At 58.5% G+C, this 21,655-nt stretch carries 20 protein-coding genes and 1 tRNA gene; 16 read left to right on the forward strand and 5 right to left on the reverse strand.

Annotated features, from left to right (window positions below):
- Positions 1–46 precede the first annotated feature (46 nt).
- The 4 genes from QU660_RS00530 to QU660_RS00545 all read left to right on the forward strand — a co-directional run bounded on the left by QU660_RS00530 (position 47) and on the right by QU660_RS00545 (position 4,980).
- Positions 47–541 carry a nitroreductase family protein gene (locus QU660_RS00530; RefSeq protein ID WP_304946407.1) on the forward strand — a complete coding sequence of 165 codons (495 nt, stop codon included), beginning with the start codon at positions 47–49 and terminating at the stop codon, positions 539–541.
- A gap of 179 nt (positions 542–720) precedes the next feature.
- Entirely contained in the window at positions 721–2,271 is a 1,551-nt protein-coding gene (locus tag QU660_RS00535) for a carbon starvation CstA family protein (protein ID WP_304946408.1), read from the forward strand.
- Positions 2,272–2,329: 58 nt separating this feature from the next.
- Positions 2,330–3,253, forward strand: a complete 924-nt coding sequence (locus QU660_RS00540) for an AAA family ATPase (RefSeq protein WP_304946409.1) — start codon at positions 2,330–2,332, stop codon at positions 3,251–3,253.
- A complete protein-coding gene (locus QU660_RS00545; protein WP_304946410.1) occupies positions 3,250–4,980 on the forward strand; it encodes a hypothetical protein in 1,731 nt (576 codons plus the stop codon). Before QU660_RS00540 ends, QU660_RS00545 begins: the two co-directional genes overlap by 4 nt.
- Here QU660_RS00545 and pdxR read toward each other — a convergent pair.
- A complete protein-coding gene (gene pdxR / locus QU660_RS00550) occupies positions 4,910–6,160 on the reverse strand; it encodes a MocR-like pyridoxine biosynthesis transcription factor PdxR (RefSeq protein ID WP_304946411.1) in 1,251 nt (416 codons plus the stop codon). The two genes, QU660_RS00545 and pdxR, sit on opposite strands and share 71 nt — an antisense overlap.
- 133 nt (positions 6,161–6,293) lie before the next feature.
- Here pdxR and QU660_RS00555 point away from each other — a divergent pair, with 133 nt between their 5' ends.
- The 5 genes from QU660_RS00555 (at position 6,294) to QU660_RS00575 (ending at position 10,395) form a co-directional block, all read left to right on the forward strand.
- Positions 6,294–6,911 (forward strand): ECF transporter S component, encoded by a 618-nt coding sequence (locus tag QU660_RS00555; protein ID WP_304946412.1) that lies wholly within the window; start codon positions 6,294–6,296, stop codon positions 6,909–6,911.
- 161 nt (positions 6,912–7,072) lie between these two features.
- Positions 7,073–7,708, forward strand: a complete 636-nt coding sequence (locus tag QU660_RS00560; RefSeq protein ID WP_304946413.1) for an HAD family hydrolase — start codon at positions 7,073–7,075, stop codon at positions 7,706–7,708.
- 61 nt (positions 7,709–7,769) lie between these two features.
- Positions 7,770–7,841: transfer RNA gene (locus QU660_RS00565), tRNA-Gln, on the forward strand.
- Between the two features lie 116 nt (positions 7,842–7,957).
- Positions 7,958–9,727: a 1-deoxy-D-xylulose-5-phosphate synthase gene (locus QU660_RS00570; RefSeq protein WP_304946414.1), complete on the forward strand. Its 1,770-nt coding sequence runs from the start codon at positions 7,958–7,960 to the stop codon at positions 9,725–9,727.
- A 17-nt stretch (positions 9,728–9,744) separates the two neighbouring features.
- Positions 9,745–10,395, forward strand: coding sequence for a metallophosphoesterase family protein (locus QU660_RS00575; RefSeq protein WP_304946415.1), 651 nt, complete (start codon positions 9,745–9,747; stop codon positions 10,393–10,395).
- Here the strand turns inward: QU660_RS00575 and QU660_RS00580 are convergent.
- On the reverse strand, positions 10,367–11,212 hold the full coding sequence (locus QU660_RS00580) for a DegV family protein (RefSeq protein WP_304946416.1): 846 nt from the start codon (positions 11,210–11,212) through the stop codon (positions 10,367–10,369). The genes QU660_RS00575 and QU660_RS00580 overlap by 29 nt on opposite strands.
- A gap of 227 nt (positions 11,213–11,439) precedes the next feature.
- Between QU660_RS00580 and QU660_RS00585 the strand changes: the two genes are divergently transcribed.
- The 7 genes from QU660_RS00585 (at position 11,440) to QU660_RS00615 (ending at position 19,097) form a co-directional block, all read left to right on the forward strand.
- Positions 11,440–12,684 (forward strand): DUF7601 domain-containing protein, encoded by a 1,245-nt coding sequence (locus tag QU660_RS00585; RefSeq protein WP_304946417.1) that lies wholly within the window; start codon positions 11,440–11,442, stop codon positions 12,682–12,684.
- Positions 12,685–12,906: 222 nt separating this feature from the next.
- On the forward strand, positions 12,907–13,482 hold the full coding sequence (locus QU660_RS00590) for a hypothetical protein (RefSeq protein WP_304946418.1): 576 nt from the start codon (positions 12,907–12,909) through the stop codon (positions 13,480–13,482).
- A complete protein-coding gene (locus QU660_RS00595; RefSeq protein ID WP_304946419.1) occupies positions 13,479–13,922 on the forward strand; it encodes a PaaI family thioesterase in 444 nt (147 codons plus the stop codon). Before QU660_RS00590 ends, QU660_RS00595 begins: the two co-directional genes overlap by 4 nt.
- Positions 13,909–15,573: a putative manganese-dependent inorganic diphosphatase gene (locus tag QU660_RS00600; protein WP_304946420.1), complete on the forward strand. Its 1,665-nt coding sequence runs from the start codon at positions 13,909–13,911 to the stop codon at positions 15,571–15,573. The genes QU660_RS00595 and QU660_RS00600 overlap by 14 nt, the downstream gene beginning before the upstream one ends.
- Positions 15,574–15,584: 11 nt before the next feature.
- A complete protein-coding gene (locus tag QU660_RS00605) occupies positions 15,585–16,154 on the forward strand; it encodes a DJ-1 family glyoxalase III (RefSeq protein WP_304946421.1) in 570 nt (189 codons plus the stop codon).
- A gap of 10 nt (positions 16,155–16,164) precedes the next feature.
- Positions 16,165–16,650, forward strand: a complete 486-nt coding sequence (locus tag QU660_RS00610; protein ID WP_304946422.1) for a GtrA family protein — start codon at positions 16,165–16,167, stop codon at positions 16,648–16,650.
- On the forward strand, positions 16,647–19,097 hold the full coding sequence (locus tag QU660_RS00615; RefSeq protein WP_304946423.1) for a beta-glucosidase: 2,451 nt from the start codon (positions 16,647–16,649) through the stop codon (positions 19,095–19,097). Before QU660_RS00610 ends, QU660_RS00615 begins: the two co-directional genes overlap by 4 nt.
- Here QU660_RS00615 and QU660_RS00620 read toward each other — a convergent pair whose 3' ends face one another.
- Genes QU660_RS00620 through pxpB form a run of 3 tightly spaced genes read right to left on the reverse strand, consistent with a single transcriptional unit; the run spans position 19,098 to position 21,643 of the window.
- Positions 19,098–19,913, reverse strand: a complete 816-nt coding sequence (locus QU660_RS00620; protein ID WP_304946424.1) for a D-glutamate cyclase family protein — start codon at positions 19,911–19,913, stop codon at positions 19,098–19,100.
- A 42-nt stretch (positions 19,914–19,955) separates the two neighbouring features.
- Complete coding sequence (locus QU660_RS00625; protein WP_304946425.1) at positions 19,956–20,900, reverse strand: biotin-dependent carboxyltransferase family protein; 945 nt, start codon at positions 20,898–20,900, stop codon at positions 19,956–19,958.
- The gene (pxpB, locus tag QU660_RS00630) at positions 20,897–21,643 is read right to left on the reverse strand and encodes a 5-oxoprolinase subunit PxpB (protein ID WP_304946426.1); all 747 of its coding nucleotides are present in this window, start codon (positions 21,641–21,643) and stop codon (positions 20,897–20,899) included. The genes QU660_RS00625 and pxpB overlap by 4 nt, the downstream gene beginning before the upstream one ends.
- Between the last annotated feature and the right edge of the window lie 12 nt (positions 21,644–21,655).

Genomic DNA, 21,655 nt, shown 5'->3' on the forward strand with positions numbered 1-21,655 from the left:
GGGACAGGAATAAAAGAAAATGGATTCAGGCAAAGGAATCAAGACGATGAAAGAAATCTTTGAGAGAAGAAGCGTGAGAAAATTTGCGGATCGGGAAGTGGAGGCGGAAAAATTGGAGGCGGTCCTCCGCGCCGGTATGGCGGCGCCCTCCGCAGGAAATCAGCGCCCCTGGGAGTTTTACATTGTGAGAGATCGCGAGAAACTGGAAGCTCTGTCCAAGCTGAGCCGCTATGCGGGGCCGCTTGCTGCGGCGCCGCTCGCAATCGTCACGGTATGCGACCCCGAGGGCAAGCGCTTTGCCGAGGTGGCGGCGACCGATATGGCAGCCTGCACGGAGAACCTCTGGCTCGGTGCGGTTTCGGAGGGGCTCGGAACGGTGTGGATCGGTGTTTATCCCTACGAAGAACGCGTGAACTTTACGAATCAAATACTCGGAATCCCGGCGGGAAAATACGTGTTTTCGATCTTGCCGCTCGGCTATCCGGCGGAGGAAAAGACTGCGGAGGATCGCTTCGACCCCTCCCGGATTCACGAGCTTTGAAGCCGAAACAAAAGAAAAGCAAAGATTTAATAACGCTAACTTTGTGAAATACATAAGTAAAAAATCGAAAGAATTTATAAACAGCGATTGAAAAAAGAGCGAGGCTGTACTAATCTGACAAATGTTTGTCAATCCCCGCCCGACGGGGACGAAAGGTGTTTGGAAAGAGAGGTACAGTTATGGCAACATTTATGATTGGCCTCGCGATTCTGATCTGTGGCGGATTTTTGTACGGCTCCCTCTGTGAGCGCGTCTTCGGCCCGGATAACCGCGAGACCCCCGCGTATGCAAAGCAGGACGGCGTGGACTTTGTCCCGATGCCGACTTGGAAGAATGCGTTGATTAACCTTTTGAACATCGCGGGTACCGGCCCCATACTCGGGCCGATTCAGGGCATACTCTTCGGGCCGATTGCGCTGCTCACCATTCCGATCGGCAATGTGATCGGCGGTGCGATGCACGACTACTTCGCCGGCATGATCTGCACGAGAGACGGCGGCATCCAGATGCCGGATATGATTAAAAAGTACACGAACAGCAAGGTGTTCTGGATTTACGACGTCTTTGTCTCGGTGCTTCTGCTCCTGGTCGGTGCCGTATTTATCTACACGCCGGGTGACATTGCCGCGACGCAGGTCTTCGGCTTCTCGGGCGGTGCGAAAGATCCGACGACCTGGATTATCTACGGCATCATATTCGTGTATTACTACATTGCGACGGTCTTCCCGATCGATAAGATCATCGGCAAGGTGTACCCGATTTTCGGTGCGGTGCTGGTCTTCTCTGCGGTCGGTGTCTTCTTTGTCATGGTCGGAAGTCATTATCCGCTCGTGAACGTTTGGGACAGCTGGAATACCGGCGCGTTTGCGTACGGCGACTATTTCTTCGGTCTGGGTGATATGAAGTCCTTCGGCCATTTCATGCCGATTTTCTTCGTGACGGTTGCCTGCGGCATACTCTCGGGCTTCCACTCGACGCAGACCGCGCTGATTGCGCGCACCATGAAGAGTGAGCGCGAAGGCAAGATGACTTTCTACAACATGATGATTGTCGAGGGCTTCATCGCAATGGTATGGGCAGCGGGAACCATGGCGCTGATCCAGATGGGCGCTGCGAAGGGCGGCATCACGATGCAGTTCGAAAACGGCGTGCTGCGCTACTTCCAGCAGGCGGCGGACGGCGGACTCAAGGCAATTTCCGCGACCTCGGTGGTCGGCGTGCTCTGTCGTAAGGCCCTGGGCCCGGTCGGCGGTGCGATTGCGCTCATCGGTGTCATTGTGCTTCCGGTTACCTCCGGTGACACGGCGCTCCGCGCACTGCGCCTCACGATTGCGGATACCTTCCACATCAAGCAGGACAACAACGCGCGCCGTCTGATGCTCGCAACCCCGATCTTTGTGCTGGTGTTCGGCATTCTGGTCTGGGCAAAGTTCGATACGAACGGCTTTAACCTGCTCTGGAGATACTTCGCTTGGTCGAATCAGGCGATGGCACTCTTTGCGCTGGCGGCGGCGGCCATTTACCTCCTGATTGAGAAGAAGGGCGCCTTTGTCTGGATGCCGCTCATTCCGGGTATTTTCTATACCGTGGTCTGCGGCAGCTACATTCTGAACGCGAAGATCGGCTTTAACCTTCCGTGGAATGCGGCGTACGCCGGCGGCGTGGCACTTGCGGTACTCTATGCCGTCTCCGTGTTTGTCCGCGGCAGAAGACCGGCAAATACCCTGTGACAGAAAAGAGGTTCGGCGCAGACCGAACCTCTTTTTTTAGAATTTGAAAGGAAGAGAGATGAGAGAAAACAGTCTGGATTTTTTGCGCGCCGAGGGAATTTCCGAGCGTCTGATCGAGGAACTGCGCGCATTTCGAACTTACTATCACTTGGATGAGGCGGAGGCGGACCGCGTGCCGGAGCCGCTTTACCCCTACTACGGGAGAGAGGTCTGGGAAGAGGCCATAGGCGCCCTGCTCGCCGGAGAACATTTGCTTCTGTCGGGCGGCAAGGCGAGCGGTAAGAATGTGCTCGCGGAGGGACTGGCGGCTGCCTTCGGGCGTCCGCTCTGGGACATCTCCCTCTATGTGAATGCGGATGCCGCGAGCTTAATCGGGACGGATACCTTCCGGGACGGCGCGGTACAGCTCAGAAAGGGACCGGTGCTCCGCGCGGCGGAGTGCGGCGGCTTCGGTATCTTGGACGAAATCAATATGGCGAAGAATGAAAGCCTCGCGGTACTGCACGCTGCCCTCGACTTTCGTCGCGTCATCGATATCCCGGGCTATGAGCGTGTGTGCCTCCACGAGGCGACCCGCTTCATCGGCACAATGAACTACGGCTACGCGGGAACGCGCGAATTAAACGAGGCGCTCGCCTCCCGCTTCCTCGTGATTCAGATGCCTGTCATTCCGCTCGCGGACGTGAAGCGCCTCCTGAGCGGCAAGTATCCGAACTTACGCCCGGAATATGCGACGCAGTTTGCGGAGCTCTTCGATGAGATACGGAAAAAGAGCGAGGGCGGCGAAATCACGAGCCGCGCGCTGGATCTTCGCGGCCTGATTGCGGCCATCGGCATGATGGAGCGCGGGCTCTCGCCGGTGAGAGCCCTGCGACTCGGCATTGTGAACAAGTGCTTTGACAGCTACGAGCAGACCCTGGTCAGCGACCTCGTTGCGACCCGCCTGCCGGAGAGCCTCGAAGCCGGGCGCGTGTTTGCATGAAACTCAGTGAATTTGAGAAGCGGCGCGCCGCCAATTTGATTTGGAATGCGGCCGGGGACTACAGCATTTCCCCGGGATTTCGCATGTACGACGAGCACGGGCGGGCGGATCTCTACTGGAACAGCATCATCGGCGCGGCGCACCGTTTTTACGACTGGGATCGCTTGATGGAGTTTTACAACAGCTTTCACGAGACCGTGGATCAGGGCGTCTATGAGAGTCTCTTCTGGCTGGCGCTCGAGAACAGCTGCTATGAAAAGTTAAAGGCAGAGCGGCCGGCGGCCGAGGGACTTCGACAGACTTATGCGCGGGAAAAGTTGAAGAACTTTATGCCGAGTATCGCGGAGAGCCGCGAGGGCTGGATACTCGAGGGGCATTACCGGAGCATGCTCGGTGAGGACAGCGGCCTCCCGGACCTCGTGGACCGCAAGCTGCTTAAGGAACTGGAAGTCTCCGGAGACTTGGACACCGAGGCGTGGATTGAAAGCGTCGGCAAGACCCTTGCCCGCTACTTTACCTATCTTCCGGGCAAGGCGGCTTCCGAACAGCGTCGTCGTCGCTTCGCGCTGCCGAAGTTTGTGTTTCGGAAGCGGAGCGCGGCAGAGCGGCAGGAGCCCCTACAGCCGAATGTGCGCCGCCTCGTGATGGGCTTCGGCGAACTTGTGCCGAGCGCGGGCGCAAAGACAGGTGCCAAAAAGTTCGGCGAGCGCTATCTGGAGAAGAGTGCGGAACAGCTGAGACAGTATATCCGCGACTATTTCGGCACCCCCCTGTATCCGGAGGCGAAGGAGAGTGAACTGAATCTCCGCTGTTGTAAGGATGCCCACGCGGGAAGCAGGCTTTATTTTACGGACGGCAGACTGCCGCTCGAAGAAGTCAAAAAACTAAAAGGCTTTACCAAGCGCATGCGCCGCGAGATGGAAGCGCGGGAGCAAAAGACCCGTCGCGCCCATGAGGGTGAAATTGCGCGGGATCACGCGGCGATTGCGGAACTCAGAGAGCGCCTTAAAAATGCGCTGCGGCAGCTCCGCGACTCGGAGGAAGTGCCCGGCCGCACGGGGCGGCTGCTTCCCGGGAAACTGTACCGCGCGCTTTGTCTGAATGATGCGCGCATTTTCGAAAAGCAGCGCCCCGGGGATCAGAGTCGGGTGAGCGTGGATCTCCTGCTCGATGCGAGCACTTCGCAGGAGGAGAGAACCGAGTTGGTTGCGCGCCAGGCCTATATTTTGGCCGAGAGCCTGAGTGCATTGAAATTGCCGGTGCGAGTCTGGGGCTATCTCTCGATGAGCGGCTACACGGTGCTCACGCGCTACCGCGATTACGAGGAGCACGAGAAGAACGAAGAGATTTTCCGCTATTTTACGGCGGGCGCAAACCGGGACGGGCTCGCTTACCGCGCGGTCGGCGAACTGATGGCAGAGTACCCCTCGGAGCGAAAAATTCTGATTGTGCTGAGCGATGTGACGCCGAACGATATGGTGAAGTTTCTCTATCAAGGGCAGGAACAGGCCTACGCGGGCGAAGGGGCGATAGAGAACGCCGCAAAGGAAGTTCGCACGGTGTGCACTTCCGGTGTCACGGCGCTCTGCGTTTACACCGGCGACGATGCCGGGCTCCCCGCGGTGCAGCGGGTTTTCGGACAAAATTTTGTGAAGATCAATTCCCTGACTCGCTTCGCAGCGGCTGCGGGACGTCTTCTGGAGCTTGCGCTTTCGAATCCCGCATAGAGAGACGGAGTTTTCGACGCAGTTGGTTCAGGCGCCGTTCCAAGTAGCCGCGGTCTATGTACTCGGCGAGCACATACTGGTCGAGTGCGGGGACGGTGCAGGCATAGAAGCCGAGACGTTCGCGGTAACTTTCGAGGAGGCGCTTCGGGAGCACCATATAGGCGACACGCATGGACGGCGCGAGGGTCTTGGTAAAGGTATTGAGGTAAATCACAGAGTCGTTGGAATCCATCGCATAGATGGTTTCCAGCGGCTTTTTTTGGAGCGAAAACTCGGAGGCATAGTCATCCTCCACGAGAAAGGCAGCTCTCTCCTTGGCCCAGCGGAGATATTCAAAGCGCTTGGCGGCGGTTGCGGTCACGCCGCTCGGGTAGCTCTGGTAGGGTGTCACATGGAGTAAGGAGGCGCGGGAGGCGGCGAGCCCCTCGGCACTCACCCCGTAGGCATCGAGCGGCAGGAGTTCATAGGGGCGGGCGTAGGCGCTGTAGACAAGGCGTATCTTCTCATAGGACTGCGCCTCGATGCCGTAGAGTGCCGCGCGGGGCAGGAGCTGCGCAACCAGTCCGTAGAGATACTCGGTGCCGGAGCCGATTACGATTTGCGCGGGATCCGCCTGCATGCCGCGATAGCGGAGCAGATAGGCACTGATGGCGCGGCGAAAGTGCAGAGCCCCCTGATTTTCCGGGCGCGCGAGCAGCTCACGCGGAAAGCGGAGCAGAACATCGCGGACAATGTGGGAGAAGGGCGTAAAGGGGAAGTCGGCGGCGAGTTCGCCGAGGGAGCTGTGCGGCGCGGAGGGTTCGGTTTCGGAGATTGCCGCTTCGGCGTTCGCGTCTGCGTTTTTGTCGCTGCCTTCGGGGGGGCGCGCCGCTTCCGCAGCGTTCGCGGGTTGAAAGTCTGCCTTGTCTGTTCGGTTTGCGTTGCCGTTTTCCGGAAGCGTGAGGGCGGAGACAAAGAAGCCGCTCCGCGCTTTGACCTCGAGATAGCCCTCATCGAGAAGCGCCGCGTAGGCACTCCCGACCGTCGAGAGGCTTAGGCCCAGGTGTTCCGCGAGCGCGCGCTTGGAGGGCAGGCGTTCGCCGGGAAGCAGTTTCTTTGCGAGAATATCGCTCCGAATGGCATTGTAGAGAAAGCGGTACTTACTCTCTTTGCCGCGGGCATTCAAAAAGTAGGTGAGCATGAAGAAACCTCCGATTTTCAAACTGGTATCATTGTAACGCAAACTGATATCATAAAAAATATGAAAACTGAGTCTTTTTTGAATCCAGATTTGCGCTACAATCGTGCTTATCGAAACAAAGGGGGATGATGTCATGACAGGACAACAGACAGCAACAGCGACAAACACAGATCAGAGACTTCATAAAATCGTATTGACGGGGCTCATGGCAGCGCTCTGCTACGCAGCCTTTGCCTTTTTGAAAATCCCGATTCCAACGCCGGGCGGCGGCATGGTGGCGCTTCATATCGGCAACGCCTTTTGCGTGCTTGCGGCGCTCTATCTGGGCGGTGTGTACGGCGGCCTTGCGGGCGCAATCGGCATGACGATTGCGGATTTAATGGATCCGAAGTACGTGACTTCCGCGCCGAAGACCTTTTTGCTCAAGTTCTTGATCGGCCTCATTGCGGGCTTTATCGCGCATAAGCTCGGCCACATCACAGAAGATCACGACAGAAAATATCTCTTTTTCTGGACCTTGCTCGCTTCGGCGGTCGCGCTCGGCTTTAATGTGATTGCGGATCCGATTGTGGGCTATCTCTATAAAACCTATCTGCTCGGCATTCCGCAGGAAGCGTCGAAGATTATGGCGACCTGGGCAGCCGGTGTGACCGCAATCAACTCGGTCGCGGGCACCGTGGTCGTGGTCATCGCCTATGCGGCGCTGCGTCCGGTTTTAAAGAAAGCGGGACAGTTCTTTTATCTGGACTGAGGCCGCGCTCTTGTTTCGGACGAACGGAGCGGGCGCGTGTGCGTGAGGCGCACAGAAGGACAGCGAAAAGCTGCGGCATATTGCCGCAGCTTTTTTCTGATTGTCAAACGGGGCAAAACAGGCTATACAAGATAAAAACGGCGAGAAAAAGGAGGGACGGAATGAAACGGGCTTATCTCTTTGATGTAGACGGGACGCTCTGGGACAGCGCGCGTGCGGTTACGGATTCCTGGAATGAGGTGTTGAAGGCGCGCAGGGGCAGCGGAACGCTCACGGTCGATGACATGCACGGCTTTATGGGACACACGATGGATGAGATTGCGGCACGCATCTCCCCGGACGCGGATCCCCTAGAGCAGAAGGAAATCATGGAAGCCTGCATGCGGCACGAGATCGATTATCTGGAGTCCCACAGCGGCTGCTTTTATCCCGGGGTGCTGAAGACCCTCCGCGCCCTTTTCGAGAGCGGCAAGGAACTCTACATTGTCTCAAATTGCCAGGAGGGCTATATCGAGTCTCTGCTCGAAGCCGGAAATTTAAGCAGCGGAGAGGACGGTGTGATTCGCGATTTTATTTGCTACGGCGAGACGAGACGCCCGAAGGGAGAAAATATAGAGCTGATTCTCGAGCGGAACGAACTCAGCCCGGAGGAGGCGGTGTACATCGGGGACACCGAGATGGATCAGGCCGCGGCCGAGGAGGCCGGCGTCGATTTTTATCATGTGAGCTACGGCTTCGGACGGGTTCACGGGGCACTCCGCGAGCTCGACTCCCTCGAAGAACTCTTAGAGGACTGAGTCCGGGGGCAAAGAGAGGCTTGTCAGAAGAGAAGCAGTCTGCTATGCTGAATAGGCATTTTGGGCTGTCGCCAAGCGGTAAGGCAAAGGACTTTGACTCCTTCATTCGACGGTTCGAATCCGGCCAGCCCAGGCACGCAGCGGGAGCGCAAGCTCCCGCTGTTTTTTTAAGGCGTATTCATTCTCTTTTTGTATGTAGGCTCTTATAATACTGCTGTCAGGCAACTGTGTTGAAACGAGGTAAGAGTTATGTATTTGGAAACAATCAACAGCCCCGCGGACGTCAAAAAATTGAGTGTCGAAGAGCTGACGGCACTCGCGGCGGAAATGCGGGAGGCGCTCATCGTCCGCGCAAGCCGGCACATGGGACATGTGGGACCGGACCTCGGCTTTATCGAGGCGACCGTTGCGCTCCATGCGGTTTTTTCTTCGCCGGAGGATAAAATCATCTACGACATCTCCCACCAGACCTATCCGCACAAGATGCTGACCGGGAGGCGGGAGGCGTATACGGACCCCGCACACTACGACGATGTCTCGGCCTACTCGAACCCGAAGGAGAGCCCGCACGACTTCTTTGAACTCGGGCACACCTCGGTCTCGATCGATCTTGCGCTCGGCATGGCGAAGGCGAGAAATTTGCTCGGCGGGACGGAGAAGGTGATTGCGGTCATCGGCGACGGTTCGCTCTCCGGCGGCGAGGCGCTCGAGGGCCTAAACACCGCGGGTGAATTTAAGGGGCAGTTCCTCATTCTGGTAAACGACAATCAGATGTCGATCGCCGAGAATCACGGCGGACTCTATGCCTCGCTGAAGGCGCTTCGCGATAGCAACGGAACTTCCGAAAACAACCTGTTCCGCGCGATGGGTCTTGACTACCGCTATGAGGCGGCGGGCAATGACATCGGCGCACTGATTCGGGCGCTGAATGCGGTGAAGGATGTGGATCACCCGCTTGTGCTCCACATCAATACCCTAAAGGGCAAGGGCTATGAGCCGGCGGAGACCCGAAAGGAGGAGTTCCACTGGCACTTCCCCTTTGACCGGGAGAGCGGCGAGACCCTGCCGGACTTCCGCTTTGAGGGCGAGAGCTATGAGGAGGCGACCGCAGAGTTTCTTCTAAAGGCAGCGGCAGAGGATCCCGCCGTGCTCGTTTTAACTTCCGGCGTGCCGGGCACCATCGATTTAACGCCCGAGCGCCGCGCTATGCTCGGCGAGCAGTATCTCGATGTCGGCATTGCGGAACAGACGGCGCTCGCCGTTGCCTCGGGCGCGGCAAAGCGCGGCGCGAAGCCGGTCTATTTTACGGAGGCAACCTTCTTACAGCGCGCCTACGATCAGCTGGTTCACGATGTTTGTATCCAGAGGAGCCCGGTCACCATGCTGCTCGGCAGCGCATCGCTCTTCGGTATGAGCGATGTGACGCACAGCGGCGTACTTGCGCTCCCCATGCTCTCCAATATCCCGGAACTCATTGTGCTTGCGCCGACCTCGCTCGAAGAGTACTTGAGCATGCTCCGCTGGTCCCTGAAGCAGCGGGAAAATCCGGTTGCGATTCTCATCCCCTCCACCGAACTTTGTCACGCGACGGGTGCGGTACGGGAGAACTTTTCGCTGCCCGCGCACTATGAAATTGTGCGGCGCGGCGGGGAAGCAGCGATTCTGGCGCCCGGAGATATGCGACTGCTCGGCGGGAAGACCGCGGCTCTCCTCGAAGAGAAGTACGGCATACGCCCAACCCTCATGAACCCGGGGGTGGTTTCGGATCTCGACGAGGCGCTGCTCCGGGATTTGCGAAAAGAGCATCGCGCGGTGCTGGTTCTGGAGGACGGTCTGCTCTCCGGCGGCTTCGGCGCTAAGGTCGCGGGCTTTTACGCGGACAGCTCGATGAAGGTTTTACTCCGCGGTCTCCCGAAGGCCTTTTATGACCGCTACCGCATCTCGTCGCTCTTAAAAGCGCAGGGTATGACGCCGGAGCGGCTTGCGGAAAGCATGGTCAATGCGCTCGGAAAGAACTGAATTTGACAGGAGGCAGGATGAAGCGCTATATCTCGGACTTACATTTTTTTCACGACAAGCTAAACCGCGAGATGGACTGCCGGGGCTTTGCCTCCCTCGAGGAAATGCACGCGCATATGATTGCCGCCTGGAATCAAACCGTGTCGCCGAAGGACGAGGTGTTTATCCTCGGTGACTTCTCCGTGGGAAAGGCCGAGGAGACCAACGAAGTTGTGCGGCAGTTGAAGGGAGAACTCTATCTGCTTCGGGGAAACCACGATTACTATCTCAAAAAGAGCGCTTTTGACCGCAGCCGCTTCCACTGGATTCAGGACTATGCGGAGATTCACGACGAGGGAAGAAAGGTGATACTCTCACACTACCCGGTCTTTTGTTACAACGGGCAGAATCGGCTGACCGCGCAGGGAGAGCCGAAGAGCGCCATGCTCTACGGCCATCTGCACGATACCTTCGATGAGGTGCTCGTGAACCGCTTTATCGCAGAGACAAGGGCGGCAAAGCGCCCGCAGACAGACAGAGAGACAGGGGAGTCCATCGAAAAGGACATCCCCTGTCTCATGATCAACTGTTTTTGTATGTTTTCGGATTACCGTCCGCTCAGCCTTCGCGAGTGGATAGAGCTTGATCGGCGGCGTCGTCTCACTGCGCAGCAACGCGATAGCCGATAATCATGCCGTTTTGTTCGGCATAGAAGCAGTCAAGCCCGCCGGCCGGACGAACTTCGACCGAAGCAGACTGAAACGCTTCCCGGATGGCGCTGGCGAGCGCCTCGGCGACCGGTTGATTCAGGCAGTGCACAATTACGACTTCCTGAACGGCGCGCCCCTTTTCCCTGAGGTCTTGGACTATGCTGTCCAGGACCTTTTTTGTGCCGCGGACCTTGCCCTTGATTTGTATGGTCCCCTCGGGAGTCGCGATGCCCACGCCCCAAAAGCCGAGGGTATTTGCGAGAAAACCGGTCAGGCGGCTCATGCGCCCGTTTCGAATCAGATTGTTAAACGAGGAGAGCGCATAGACGATGAAGGTGCGGTCTATGAGGGCCGGAATGCGGGAGATGATTTCCGCGTAATCCAGGCCGTCCAGAATCATGCGCGCGGTCTCGCGGATTAAGAGCATAATCGAAGGTCCGTCCGTTCGCGTATTAAAGACGGTGATGCGCTTTCCGGGCTCTTCTTCCTCGACCATGAGGCGGGCAGTCTCGGCACTCTGGAAACTGCCGGAGAGCTCGGAGGAAATGGTGAAGGCAATCACATCGCCGGGTTTCCGGAAGGCCTCCGCAAAGGAAGCGGGAGAGGGGCAGGAGGTGCGTGCGGTCTTGCTCTTTTGTAGATCCTCCATCATCTCCGGGATGACAATGTTGCCGTCGTCCACGTATTCATGATTGTCGGTGTAGAGGTAAAAGGGGACGCTCTGATACAGAATATCATCGCGCTGTTCTTCAAAGCGTATGTCGTCGCAGCTGGAATCGGTCACGATATTCCACATGTCAGACCTCCTGAGAATGTATTTCATTGTTATCAAGCCATTATAGCGCGAAAGCGCGCTTGCGTCAAAACCGAAGCGCGGAGGAGATATGTTACAGAAATCTTACAAATACAATACGATTTCATGAGTTTCCTTGACTTGAAAAAACGCATTTTCTAAGATGGGGGAGTCAAACGAATTTTGAATTTGCGGCATATGTCGCTGAAGATGAAAGAAGAGGATTCGGTATGAAGAAGGGATTATTTGCAAAGGTTTCGCGCAGCTTTGTCGCTTGCGCACTGACTGCGACGGTCGCGGCGCTCAGTTTTCCGTTCAGCGCGTTTGCGGCGGGAAATGCAACACTCTCGCTCCGTCACTTTACGGCGGGAAGCGGTACGGTCGAGCAGGGCTCGGCAAGCATGCGTGTCTTTTTGGACAGCGCGCCGAGTGAGTACACAGTGACGGACGGAGAGGGACAGCGGGAAATTCGCTTTGCGACGCTCTCGGATGCGGTCCGTGCGCAGTACGGAGTCGAGGAAGGCTATCTGAGCTACGCGAGCGTAAGCTTGCAGGGCAATGAGGCTGTGACGATCAGCGGTCTTCCGAACGGAGCAAAGTATCAGGTTCAGGAGGATACCACCGCTCTCGGCGCCGGCTATTCGACGGAACCCTACTACTTCAATCGGGAAGGCGCAGTTTCCGAGAACGAGGCGATTGAGGCGGTCAGTGTGGATCATAAGAACGGCGAGACGCCGGTTGTGATTCGAAAGACTTGGTTGGACGGAAACCGCACGGAGTATCGTCCGAACTCCATCACCGTTCGCATTGACGCGCTGGATCAGAATCAGAAGCTCATCGAGGGACAGTCGAGACTTGCGGTCTTAAAGCCGAACGCGGACGGACGCTGGTATTTTGTGGAAGGCCTGCACCATCTTGAGAAGGCGACTGCGAACAATGCGCGCCGTGCGAGCGCTTCCGATGCAATGCTCGCCAGCTCCTCCGATGCGGAGCGCGAGGGAGAGGTACAGACGCTCAGCTACTATCGCATTGCCGAAGTGTCGGGCGGTTCCGCGTATGTCTTGAACTTCCCGGTTGCGGAGCGCATCCGTCAGGTCGGGGCGCATTTGAATTTTGACATTGCAAACCGTTACTACGGTACGACGGGCAATTCCGGCGGCGGCAGAAGCTATACCGGCGGCGGAAGAGCAACGGGCAGGAGCGCGGCATATCGGAACAGCTCGACGGGAACGGCACCGACTTCTTCCGTGACCGAGGTGCGTCCCATGAATCCGGCAAACGACAACGAGATTCCGAACCGTCTTGCGGCACCGAGTCGCGATGCGGGCATATCCGGACCGGTCGCGGTTCAGGCGCAGCGCGGCAAAAAGAGCGGGCTTCCGAAGACCGGTCAGGCTTCGAGCGCTGCGGCGGCAGCTTTCTCGATTGCGGGACTTGCGCTGCTCCTCTACTGCCACAAGAGAGAAGAGTACTGAAACGGTATTCACAGAAAATAAATCATTCCGGTGAGACGCCGCGGGGCAAGACGCTCCGCGGCGTCTTTTCGACCTTTCCCGCAGGAAGGCTATGGCGTGGATTTGCCTGCCTGTGCTAAGATAGAAACGGAAAGAAACGGAAAGAAACGGAAAGCAAAAGCGAAGACAGAGCAAGGGGCACAGAAGGAACACTGCACATGCTCGGACGGGCAAGGAGGCGAGATGAGAAGAAATCGGAGCAAGCTTGTTGCGGGGCTGGCAACGCTGGCACTGGCAGTCACTGCGTTCACGGCCTGCGGTACGGCAAAGACGACAGAGAGCAAGGCAGAGAGCAGCGCCGTAGAGAGCAGCGAAGTCGCGGGTAGCGGCGAGGCGACAAGCGGAGCGCAGGCGGAGGCCGCGAATCCGTGGATGGATGTCCGCGATCTGAAGGAGGCGCTGAAAGAGACCGGTGTTGAGCTGGAAGCGCCGGAAGAAATCGGAGACTTTCATCTGAGCCATGTTCAGGCCGTTCGGGACGGCGGAATGGTCCAAGTCTTTTACGGCGGCGTGGCGGATCAGACCGAGACCCAGGTGTTGCTCCGCAAAGCCAAGAGTATGGAAGATATCAGCGGCGACTACACAATCTACCCGGAGGACCGCAGGGTCAACGAGACAGAGGGAGAAGTGCGCCTCCGCGGCCAGGACGGCAGAGTGTATCTCGCAACTTGGCAGCGCGGTGACTACAGCTATTCGCTGAGCCTCGCGCAGGGAGTGGAAGAAGCAAAGGTCATGGAGGTTATTTCGGAGATCAAATGAGCAAGGAAAAGTTAGAAGAGTATCGAGAGTTAATTGTCAACAACCGCTTCGCGCTGCACAACCACGTGACCCTCACGGATCTCGAGGAAAACAGCGCAGAGGGCTATCTGGACGTCGAAGATGATGTGACCAATGCCTACGGCATGGTGCACGGCGGCGCGTTTTATGCGCTCGCGGACGTCATTGCGGGCATGACGGCGCGCGGCAACGGGCACGCCTATGTGACCCAGACGGCGGATTTACACTATCTCTCCTCGACCGAGGAGAAGCGCATTTACGGAAAGAGCCGCGTATTGCGGCGCAGCCGACAGACGGCTGTCATTGAGGCGGAGGTGACGGACGGGACGGGAAAGTGCCTGTTTTTTGCGACCTTCACGTTTTTCTGCGTGGACGGCCGTGTCGCCGTAAAAAGAGAGGGGGTAGAGCGTGCCGACTCATAACCGGAGAAAGAAAATCAACATCGTCGGGCATAAGAATCCGGATACGGATTCCATCTGCGCGGCGCTCAGCTACTGCTGGCTGAAAAAGCAGATCGATCCGCAGGGCGAGTACGAGGCGCGGAGAGCGGGCAGTGTGAACCGCGAGTCGCAGTTCGTGCTGAATTACTGGAAGATGAAGGCACCGCGTCTCATTACGAGCGTGAGCCCGCAGATGAAGGACATCGATTTCCGCATTCAGCCCGGTATCGACGGGGAGATGAGTCTCCGCGAGGTCTGGAAGCTGATGCGCGAAGAGGATATCGAGACCCTCTGCATCACGACCGAGGAGCAGGAACTTCTGGGTCTCGTTTCGGTCACCGACATCACCAACATCAACATGAATCTCCTTGACAACGGGATACTGGCGACTGCGAAGACACCCTATAAAAACCTCATTTCGACCCTGGACGCGGAGATGATTTCCGGCGATCCGGAGTCGAGCATCGAGAAGGGTCATATCTACATCGGCACAAGTCCCGAGGTCATTGAAGAGTTCGTGAACGAGAACGATATCGTTCTGGTTTCGAACCGCTATGAGGCGCAGATTTGCGCGATTGAGTGCGGCGCGTCCTGCATTGTGATCTGCTGCGGCGCACTGGCGGGCAAGACCATCTTAAACCGCGCGAAGGAAAAGAACTGTACGGTGCTCATGAGCCCCTACGACACCTATGCGGCGGCACGCCTCATCAGCACGGCCATTCCGGTGCGCCACATCATGCAGAGCGAGAAGCTGCTGCAGTTCGGCCTCAACACCTATGTCGAGGACGCGAAGAAAATCATGGCATCGGTGCGTCACCGCTATTTCCCGATACTCGATTCCGACGGAAAGTATGTCGGTGTCGTGAGCCGCAGAAACCTCTTGAATTTGCACCCGAAGCGGGTCATTTTGGTGGACCACAACGAGTTTACCCAGACTGTGGACGGCATGGAGCAGGCGGAGATTCTGGAGATCATTGATCACCACCGAATCGGCAATCTGGAGACCGGCGGACCGGCCTACTTTCGGAACGAGCCGGTCGGCTGCACCAACACCATTGTCTATTCCATCATGCAGGAGAAGAACCTCACCCCGCCGAAGGAAATCGCGGGGCTCATGCTCTCCGCAATCCTCTCGGATACGCTGATGTTCCGCTCGCCGACCTGTACGGCGAGAGACCGCGCCGCGGCAGAGGCGCTTGCGGCCATTGCGGAGGTCGATATCGAGAGCTATGCGAATCAGATGTTTGAGGCCGGCGAGGATCTGAGCGGACGGAGCGCCGAGGATATTTTCTTCGCGGACTTTAAGGTCTTTACCTTCGGCGATATCCGCTTCGGCGTGAGCCAGAGCACCTTTATGACCGAGAAAAACCGGAAGGCGGCCGAGGAATTGGTGAAGCCCTTCCTCGAAGCAGCCGCAAACCGCACCGGTGTGGATACCGTTTACTACATGGCGACCGACACGCCCTCCGAGAGCACGGAGCTCTTCTGGTACGGCAACATGGCCGAGGAGTACGCGCGGCGCGCCTTCGGACGCGCGCCGGAGGCGGAAGGTTATTTCTACCTGCCGGGCGTTGTGAGCCGGAAAAAGCAGATGATACCGCCGCTTCGCATGGCGATGCAGGCGGAGCCCTGAGAGGAGAGAGTATGAAACGAGTCAGCGCCCTGCTCGCACAGGGCTTGGAAGAAGTGGAATGCCTGATGGTTGTTGACCTCTTGCGGCGCGCCGAGGTACAGGTGACCTTGGTCTCCGTGAGCGGAGAGCGCGTCGTGACCGGTGCGCACGGCATTGCGATTGTGACGGATCGCCTGATCGAGGAGATGGATTTCTCGGCGGAGGATATGATCTTCCTGCCGGGCGGCATGCCGGGCGTCAGCAATCTGGTGCGCCATGCGCTGGTGGCGCAGACCCTGAGAGCGCAGGCCGAACAGGGCAAGGAGCTCGCCGCCATCTGTGCGGCGCCGAGCATACTCGGTAAGATGGGACTCTTTGCGAACAAGCGCTTTACCTGCTATCCGGGTTGGGAGCGCGGCATTGACGGCATCAACGGCGCCGAGTGGAGCGGGGCCGCGGTGGAGCGGAGCGAGGGACTCACGACCGGGCGCGGCCTCGGCACGGCGATGGACTTCGGCTTAAAGCTGATCGGCGTGCTCTGCGGCGGCGAGACGGCAGAGAAAATCAAGCAGGCGGTCCAGCATCCGGACACGCTCTACTGAGCGCGTCCCCGTGAATGCGTTTTGGGAGCGCCACGCTGCGCTGCGGGAGTTTTTGCTTTTTAATCTGCTTTCGAACTGTGCGACCCTGGTGAACCTCCTTGCGACTTTTGTCGGCACGCATGTCTTGTTCCGTGCGTTTCGGGACAGACCTTTTTCCTTCCTGGTTTTTCAGTACAGAAATATACGGGAGGATTTGGGGCTCGCAGGTTTTTTGAGCTTTTTGTTTGCGACCGCGCTCGCACAGACGGTTAATTTCTCGGTGCAGCGAAAGCTGGTATTTCGCGCTTCCGGAGATGCGGGAAAGGCGGCGCTCCGCTTTGCGGGGCTTGCCCTTTTTCTGACCCTAATCTCTGCGGCGCTGCCGGCCTATACCTTGCCGCGCTTCGGTATTTTGGGTTCCGCAGTCTTAAACATAGTGCTGCAGGTGGCAATCAGTTTTCCCGCGATGAAATTTTGGATTATGCCTGAGGGAACTCGGGAGAAGAAGGCAGTATGAGTCAGATACAAAACAAGCGGAAAGCAGGGTCGGACGTCCTTCGGCGTCTGACCCTCTTTGAAAAGGCGGCCCTGTTATCCGGGGGCGGCGCCTGGAAGAGCCGGGCACTCCCGAGACGGGGCTTGCCGGCTCTTTTCTTTTCGGACGGACCGCACGGTCTCAGGAAGCAGGAGGGCATCGGGGATCATCTCGGGCTCCATGCCTCCCGCCCCGCGACCTGCTTTCCGACGGCGGCGACCGTCGCAAACAGCTGGGACACGGAACTTGCCGAAGCGGTGGGCGAAGCGCTCGGAAACGAGGCGCGCTCGCAGGGGGTGGATGTGCTGCTCGGGCCGGGACTCAACATTAAGCGGAGTCCGCTCTGCGGGCGGAATTTCGAGTACTTTTCGGAGGATCCCTATCTCTCCGGAAAGCTCGCGGCAGCCTATGTGCGCGGTATACAGCGCGGCGGTGTGCTCGCCTGTGTAAAGCACTACGCCGTAAATTCGCAGGAGTTTCGACGCATGACCTTAAATGCCGTCGTGGACGAGAGAGCGCTCCGGGAACTTTATCTCACGGGCTTTGAGATTGCGGTGAAGGAGGGAAAACCCGCTGCGCTGATGACCAGTTATAACCAGGTGAACGGAATCCAATCCAATGAAAACCCGCAGCTCATGCTCGACATTTTGCGGGACGAGTGGGGCTATGACGGCATGGTTGTGACGGACTGGGGCGGCTCGGACGATCACATTCGGGGCATACAGTGCCGCACCACGCTGGAAATGCCGAATCCCGGGCTCTATGCGGCGCGGGAAGTGCTGCGCGCCGTAGAGCGGGGGGAGCTCTCCGAGGCGGAAATCGATGTCTGCCTGAAGGACTACTTCCGCACGCTGCGGCGCGCCGCGGTACAGGCAAAGAAGGCTGTGCCTGTGGATCCGCTGCGGCAGCACGCGCTCGCGCGGCGGGCGGAGCGGGAGAGCGCGGTGCTCCTAAAGAACGACGGCATACTGCCGCTCTCCGGAGAAGAAACGGTCGCATTGATCGGTGACTTTGCTTTCATGCCGCGCTATCAGGGCGCGGGTTCCTCGCTCGTGAACAGCCGCCGGGTCGAGACGCTCGCGGGACAGCTCTCGCAGCGCCTCGGGAATAAGCTGATCGGCTGCGCGAGTGGGTATGCGCGACACGGAGATGACAGCAAACGCCGGGCTGCGAAGCGACTTCGCCGCGCGCTGAAACTCGCACGGAAAGCTTCCTGTGTGATTTTCTGCTGCGGTCTCGATGAGATGGCAGAGACCGAGGGCCTGGACCGAAAGACGCTGGCGCTGCCGGCGGCACAGCGGCGGGTGCTTCACAGCCTCGCGGATGTCAATCCGAACATCATTCTCGTGCTGAGCGCGGGTTCGGTCGTGGATCTCTCGGTCGAGCGGGATGCGCGCGCCGTGCTGCACGGCTACCTCGGCGGTGAGGCCGGGGCGGGCGCCATGTCAGAGCTGCTGTACGGAGAGGCTACGCCCATGGGGAAGCTCGCGGAGAGCTATCCGCGCGCGCTTTCGGATACCCCGGCCTATCCCTACCGGAAACTCCGCGGCAACTGCGCGGAGTACCGAGAGAGCCTCTATGTGGGCTATCGCTATTATGACAGAGCGGGGCTCTCACTCTACCATCCCTTCGGCTTCGGGCTCTCCTATACAAGTTTTTCCTATCGAGATCTCACGGTCGAGGCGGAGGGTGTACGCTTTTTCGTGAAAAACAGCGGCGCAAGGGACGGCGCGGAGATTGCGCAACTCTACATAAGTGCCTTGGAGAGCGCGGTCTTTCGGCCGGAAAAGGAATTGAAGGGCTTTGCCAAGATCTTTTTAAAGGCGGGGGAGGAGAAAGAGGTTTTCATCCCCTTCGATGACAAGAGTTTTCGGGTCTACGACAGTGCAAGAGGCTGTTTTATCGAGGAGGAAGGGCGCTACCGCATTTTAGTCGGTGCGAGTGCGGCGGATCTTCGCCTCGCTGCGGAAACAGAGCGCGGGGGAGAACGTATGCTTATCCCGCAAGAAAAAAAGCGCCTGCCCCACTATTTCAGCGGGGCGGCGCAACAAGTCGGGAGAACGGAATTTGAGCGCTTGCTCGGGCGAAAAACCGAGCGCCCGGCGCTCGCAGGGGAACTGCTTCGCGGCGATGCGGTCCATGAACTCAGGCGTTCGCGCGGTCTGCTCGCGCGGCTCATTTACCGCGGCTTACAGCGCGCGCTCAACAAGAGCGCGGCAAAGCGTGAGCCGAATTTGAATTTGATTTTTACCTACCACATGCCGTTTCGCGCCTTCTCGAAATTCGGGAGCGGGCGCATCTCGCCGGAGATGACCGAGGCTGTCTTACTCATGCTGAACGGACACCTCATTGCGGGCGGGCGAAAGTTCTTCCTTGAGGGTTTAAAAAACCGCCGGGAGAACCGGCGGAATGAGAGAGCGCTGCGTTGATTAAACGCGCGCTTTTTCTTTTTTGAAAAGTTCCGGGAGCGCATCGTTCCGCAGGTCGGAGACCAGCGGGAAGCCGGGCGTCTCGGTGATGGCAAGCGGCAGCTTGGCAAAGCGGAGCACAGCCTGCATTGTTGCGGGCGAGGACCAGAAGACCGGGGTTTCGTCCGGAGCGATACGGACCGCGTCGCCGTAGTCCGGCGTCTCGAGCGAGCGAATGCCGATTTCCGACGGCGTGCCGATGTGAAGCGGCGCACCCTGCACAAGTTCCAGAGACTCGGTCAGCCGGTAGGCTTCCTTTACCGCCGTTTGGGAAAGAGGCCGCATGGCGACCACAACGGGACCGCGGAAAGGCCCCGTCGGGTTTGTGCGGAGCTTGGTTTCATAGAGCGGCATGGCCTTCTGTTCTTCGACATGGCGTACGGAAAGACCGTTCTCCAGGAGCAGGCCGTCCGCGGAGGCGGCACAACCGATTAAGAAGCCGACAGAGCCGATGTTCCAGAGCGCCTTCACTTCGTTCACATCCTCGGAGACCTCGCCGTTGATAAAGATGCGGTAGTGCGGCAGGGCGGTGCAGAGATTGGCCCCGGGCGCAAGGAAGGAGGAGACGGGCTTTTCCCGTATGACCTCGAGAACAGGGAAAATTTCCGGGTTCCAGGAGGCAAAGCGGAGAAAATCGTCCGCGTAGGTGCTCGGAAGAATCAAAAGACTTGCCTTTACATAGTCGGGGCAGAGCGCGCCGGTCGCGGTGTCAAGCTTATTCGCTTCGGCGAGCGCGCGGACTTCCCGGGGGGTCAACTTCTTAAAATCTGTGCTCATGAACTGCTTTCCTTTTCTGTGTAATGTGAGAGCAAAACGTACTCAGCGCGTAAACGCGTAAGAGAACACGCGGAGCGCGTTGTTCTCGGCGCGCCGAGCGTCCTGTGCCGCCTCGATCGAAACTTTCTCAAAGCGGACGCGGTCGTTCGCCTTAATCTGCGCAAGCAAGCGGAAGTCCGCACTGATCACGTTTGCGATCTTGGTGTAGCCGCCGGTGGTCTGCCGGTCCGCAAGCATGATAATGGGCTCGCCGGAGGCCGGAACCTGAATCGCGCCGAAGGCAATGCCGTCCGAGATGATGTCGGCGCCGTCCTTGTGGGCAATCGCCGCGCCGGTAAGGCGGCAACCCATGCGGTCAAACTCCGGGGTCACGGTGTAGACTTCGCTTAAAAAGCTCTTGAGTCCCTCTGCGGTGAAGGCATCGTCTTGCGGACCGAGGACCACGCGCAGGGTGTAAATGTCCCGCTTTACGAACTCCGGCGTAAAGCGGCGCACATCGAGGTTCGGAATGGTCGCCGCGGGAGCGCGGAAGGCGATTTCATCGTCCTTCTCGAGCTTGCGCCCGCAGAAGCCGCCGAGCTTAGCCTTAAGATAGGTCGAGCGACTGCCCATGACGAGCGGGATATCAAGGCCGCCGTGGAAGGCGAGGTAGGCGCGGCAGCCGGTCTTCGGCGCCGTGAAGCGAAGCGTCTGTCCGCTCTTCACCGCGTATGCGCCGTAGGGCGCGAGGGGCTGGCCGTCCAGGGTGGCGCCGAGGTCGCCGCCGGTGAGCCCGATCACATTGTCCGCCGTAAAGCGGAGCGCGGGGCCAAGGAGGGTGCACTCGAGCACAGCCTCATTTTCGGGATTTCCGCAGAGGATGTTGGCAAGGCGCAGGGCGCGGGGGTCCATGGCGCCGGAGACCGGAACGCCGAAGGCCTGATAACCGATGCGGCCCAGGTCCTGAACCGTGGTCAGAGCGCCGGGGGTAATCACTTGAATGCTCATGCCTTGACCTCCTCTCGCTTGCGTGTGCTGAGGCGGTAGCTGCCCGCTTCGATTTCCGCTTCTATTTTCCGGTACTCTTCCTCGTTGATCGGGAAAAAGTGAATGTACTGGCCGGCGCGCGGCAAAATCGGGGTCTCGCGCAGCGGATCGTACATGCGGACCGGGGTTCTTCCGATGAGCTGCCAGCCGCCCGGCGAGGCAATCGGGTAGATGCCGGTCTGCTTGCCCGCGATGCCCACCGAACCCGCGGGAATCGAGACGCGGGGCGTCTTTAAGCGCGGGGTTTCGATGCTCGGATCCAGACCGCCGAGGTAAGTAAAGCCCGGGGTAAAGCCGAGCATGTAGATGAGGTATTCCGGCGCACTGTGGCGCTTTACAACCTCTTCTTCGCTGATGCCGGCATTTTCCGCCACGTGGGCTAAATCCGGGCCCATCTCCCCGCCGTAGAGGACGGGGATTTCAAGGACTTCGCTCGGGGGCAGGGCAGTCGTATCGATGGAAGCCGCAAGTTCCTTGAGCGTTCCGAGCAGGCGGTCGCAGGAAATGCGATCGGGATCGTAGTGTATCATCAGGGAGCAGTAGGTCGGGACCGTCTCTACGATGCCCGGAATCTTGCGCTCCGTGAGGAGCAGCTGAAAGGCGCGTATGGTCCGGTTAACCTCTTCGGAGATGCGGTCGCCGAAAACCGCACTGACCGCCGTGTCGCCGTTCAGCAAAAAGCGCGACGTTGCTAAATTGGTCATAGGGAACCTTTC

The organism is Stomatobaculum sp. F0698 (assembly GCF_030644385.1).
Taxonomy (GTDB): Bacteria; Bacillota; Clostridia; order Lachnospirales; family Lachnospiraceae; genus Moryella.

Coding starts and splice junctions, on each gene's coding strand:
- QU660_RS00530 (WP_304946407.1), top strand. CDS start 47: ATGAAAGAAATCTTTGAGAGAAGAAGCGTGAGAAAATTTGCGGATCGG.
- QU660_RS00535 (WP_304946408.1), top strand. CDS start 721: ATGGCAACATTTATGATTGGCCTCGCGATTCTGATCTGTGGCGGATTT.
- QU660_RS00540 (WP_304946409.1), top strand. CDS start 2,330: ATGAGAGAAAACAGTCTGGATTTTTTGCGCGCCGAGGGAATTTCCGAG.
- QU660_RS00545 (WP_304946410.1), top strand. CDS start 3,250: ATGAAACTCAGTGAATTTGAGAAGCGGCGCGCCGCCAATTTGATTTGG.
- pdxR (WP_304946411.1), bottom strand. CDS start 6,160: ATGCTCACCTACTTTTTGAATGCCCGCGGCAAAGAGAGTAAGTACCGC.
- QU660_RS00555 (WP_304946412.1), top strand. CDS start 6,294: ATGACAGGACAACAGACAGCAACAGCGACAAACACAGATCAGAGACTT.
- QU660_RS00560 (WP_304946413.1), top strand. CDS start 7,073: ATGAAACGGGCTTATCTCTTTGATGTAGACGGGACGCTCTGGGACAGC.
- QU660_RS00570 (WP_304946414.1), top strand. CDS start 7,958: ATGTATTTGGAAACAATCAACAGCCCCGCGGACGTCAAAAAATTGAGT.
- QU660_RS00575 (WP_304946415.1), top strand. CDS start 9,745: ATGAAGCGCTATATCTCGGACTTACATTTTTTTCACGACAAGCTAAAC.
- QU660_RS00580 (WP_304946416.1), bottom strand. CDS start 11,212: ATGTGGAATATCGTGACCGATTCCAGCTGCGACGACATACGCTTTGAA.
- QU660_RS00585 (WP_304946417.1), top strand. CDS start 11,440: ATGAAGAAGGGATTATTTGCAAAGGTTTCGCGCAGCTTTGTCGCTTGC.
- QU660_RS00590 (WP_304946418.1), top strand. CDS start 12,907: ATGAGAAGAAATCGGAGCAAGCTTGTTGCGGGGCTGGCAACGCTGGCA.
- QU660_RS00595 (WP_304946419.1), top strand. CDS start 13,479: ATGAGCAAGGAAAAGTTAGAAGAGTATCGAGAGTTAATTGTCAACAAC.
- QU660_RS00605 (WP_304946421.1), top strand. CDS start 15,585: ATGAAACGAGTCAGCGCCCTGCTCGCACAGGGCTTGGAAGAAGTGGAA.
- QU660_RS00615 (WP_304946423.1), top strand. CDS start 16,647: ATGAGTCAGATACAAAACAAGCGGAAAGCAGGGTCGGACGTCCTTCGG.
- QU660_RS00620 (WP_304946424.1), bottom strand. CDS start 19,913: ATGAGCACAGATTTTAAGAAGTTGACCCCCCGGGAAGTCCGCGCGCTC.
- QU660_RS00625 (WP_304946425.1), bottom strand. CDS start 20,900: ATGAGCATTCAAGTGATTACCCCCGGCGCTCTGACCACGGTTCAGGAC.
- pxpB (WP_304946426.1), bottom strand. CDS start 21,643: ATGACCAATTTAGCAACGTCGCGCTTTTTGCTGAACGGCGACACGGCG.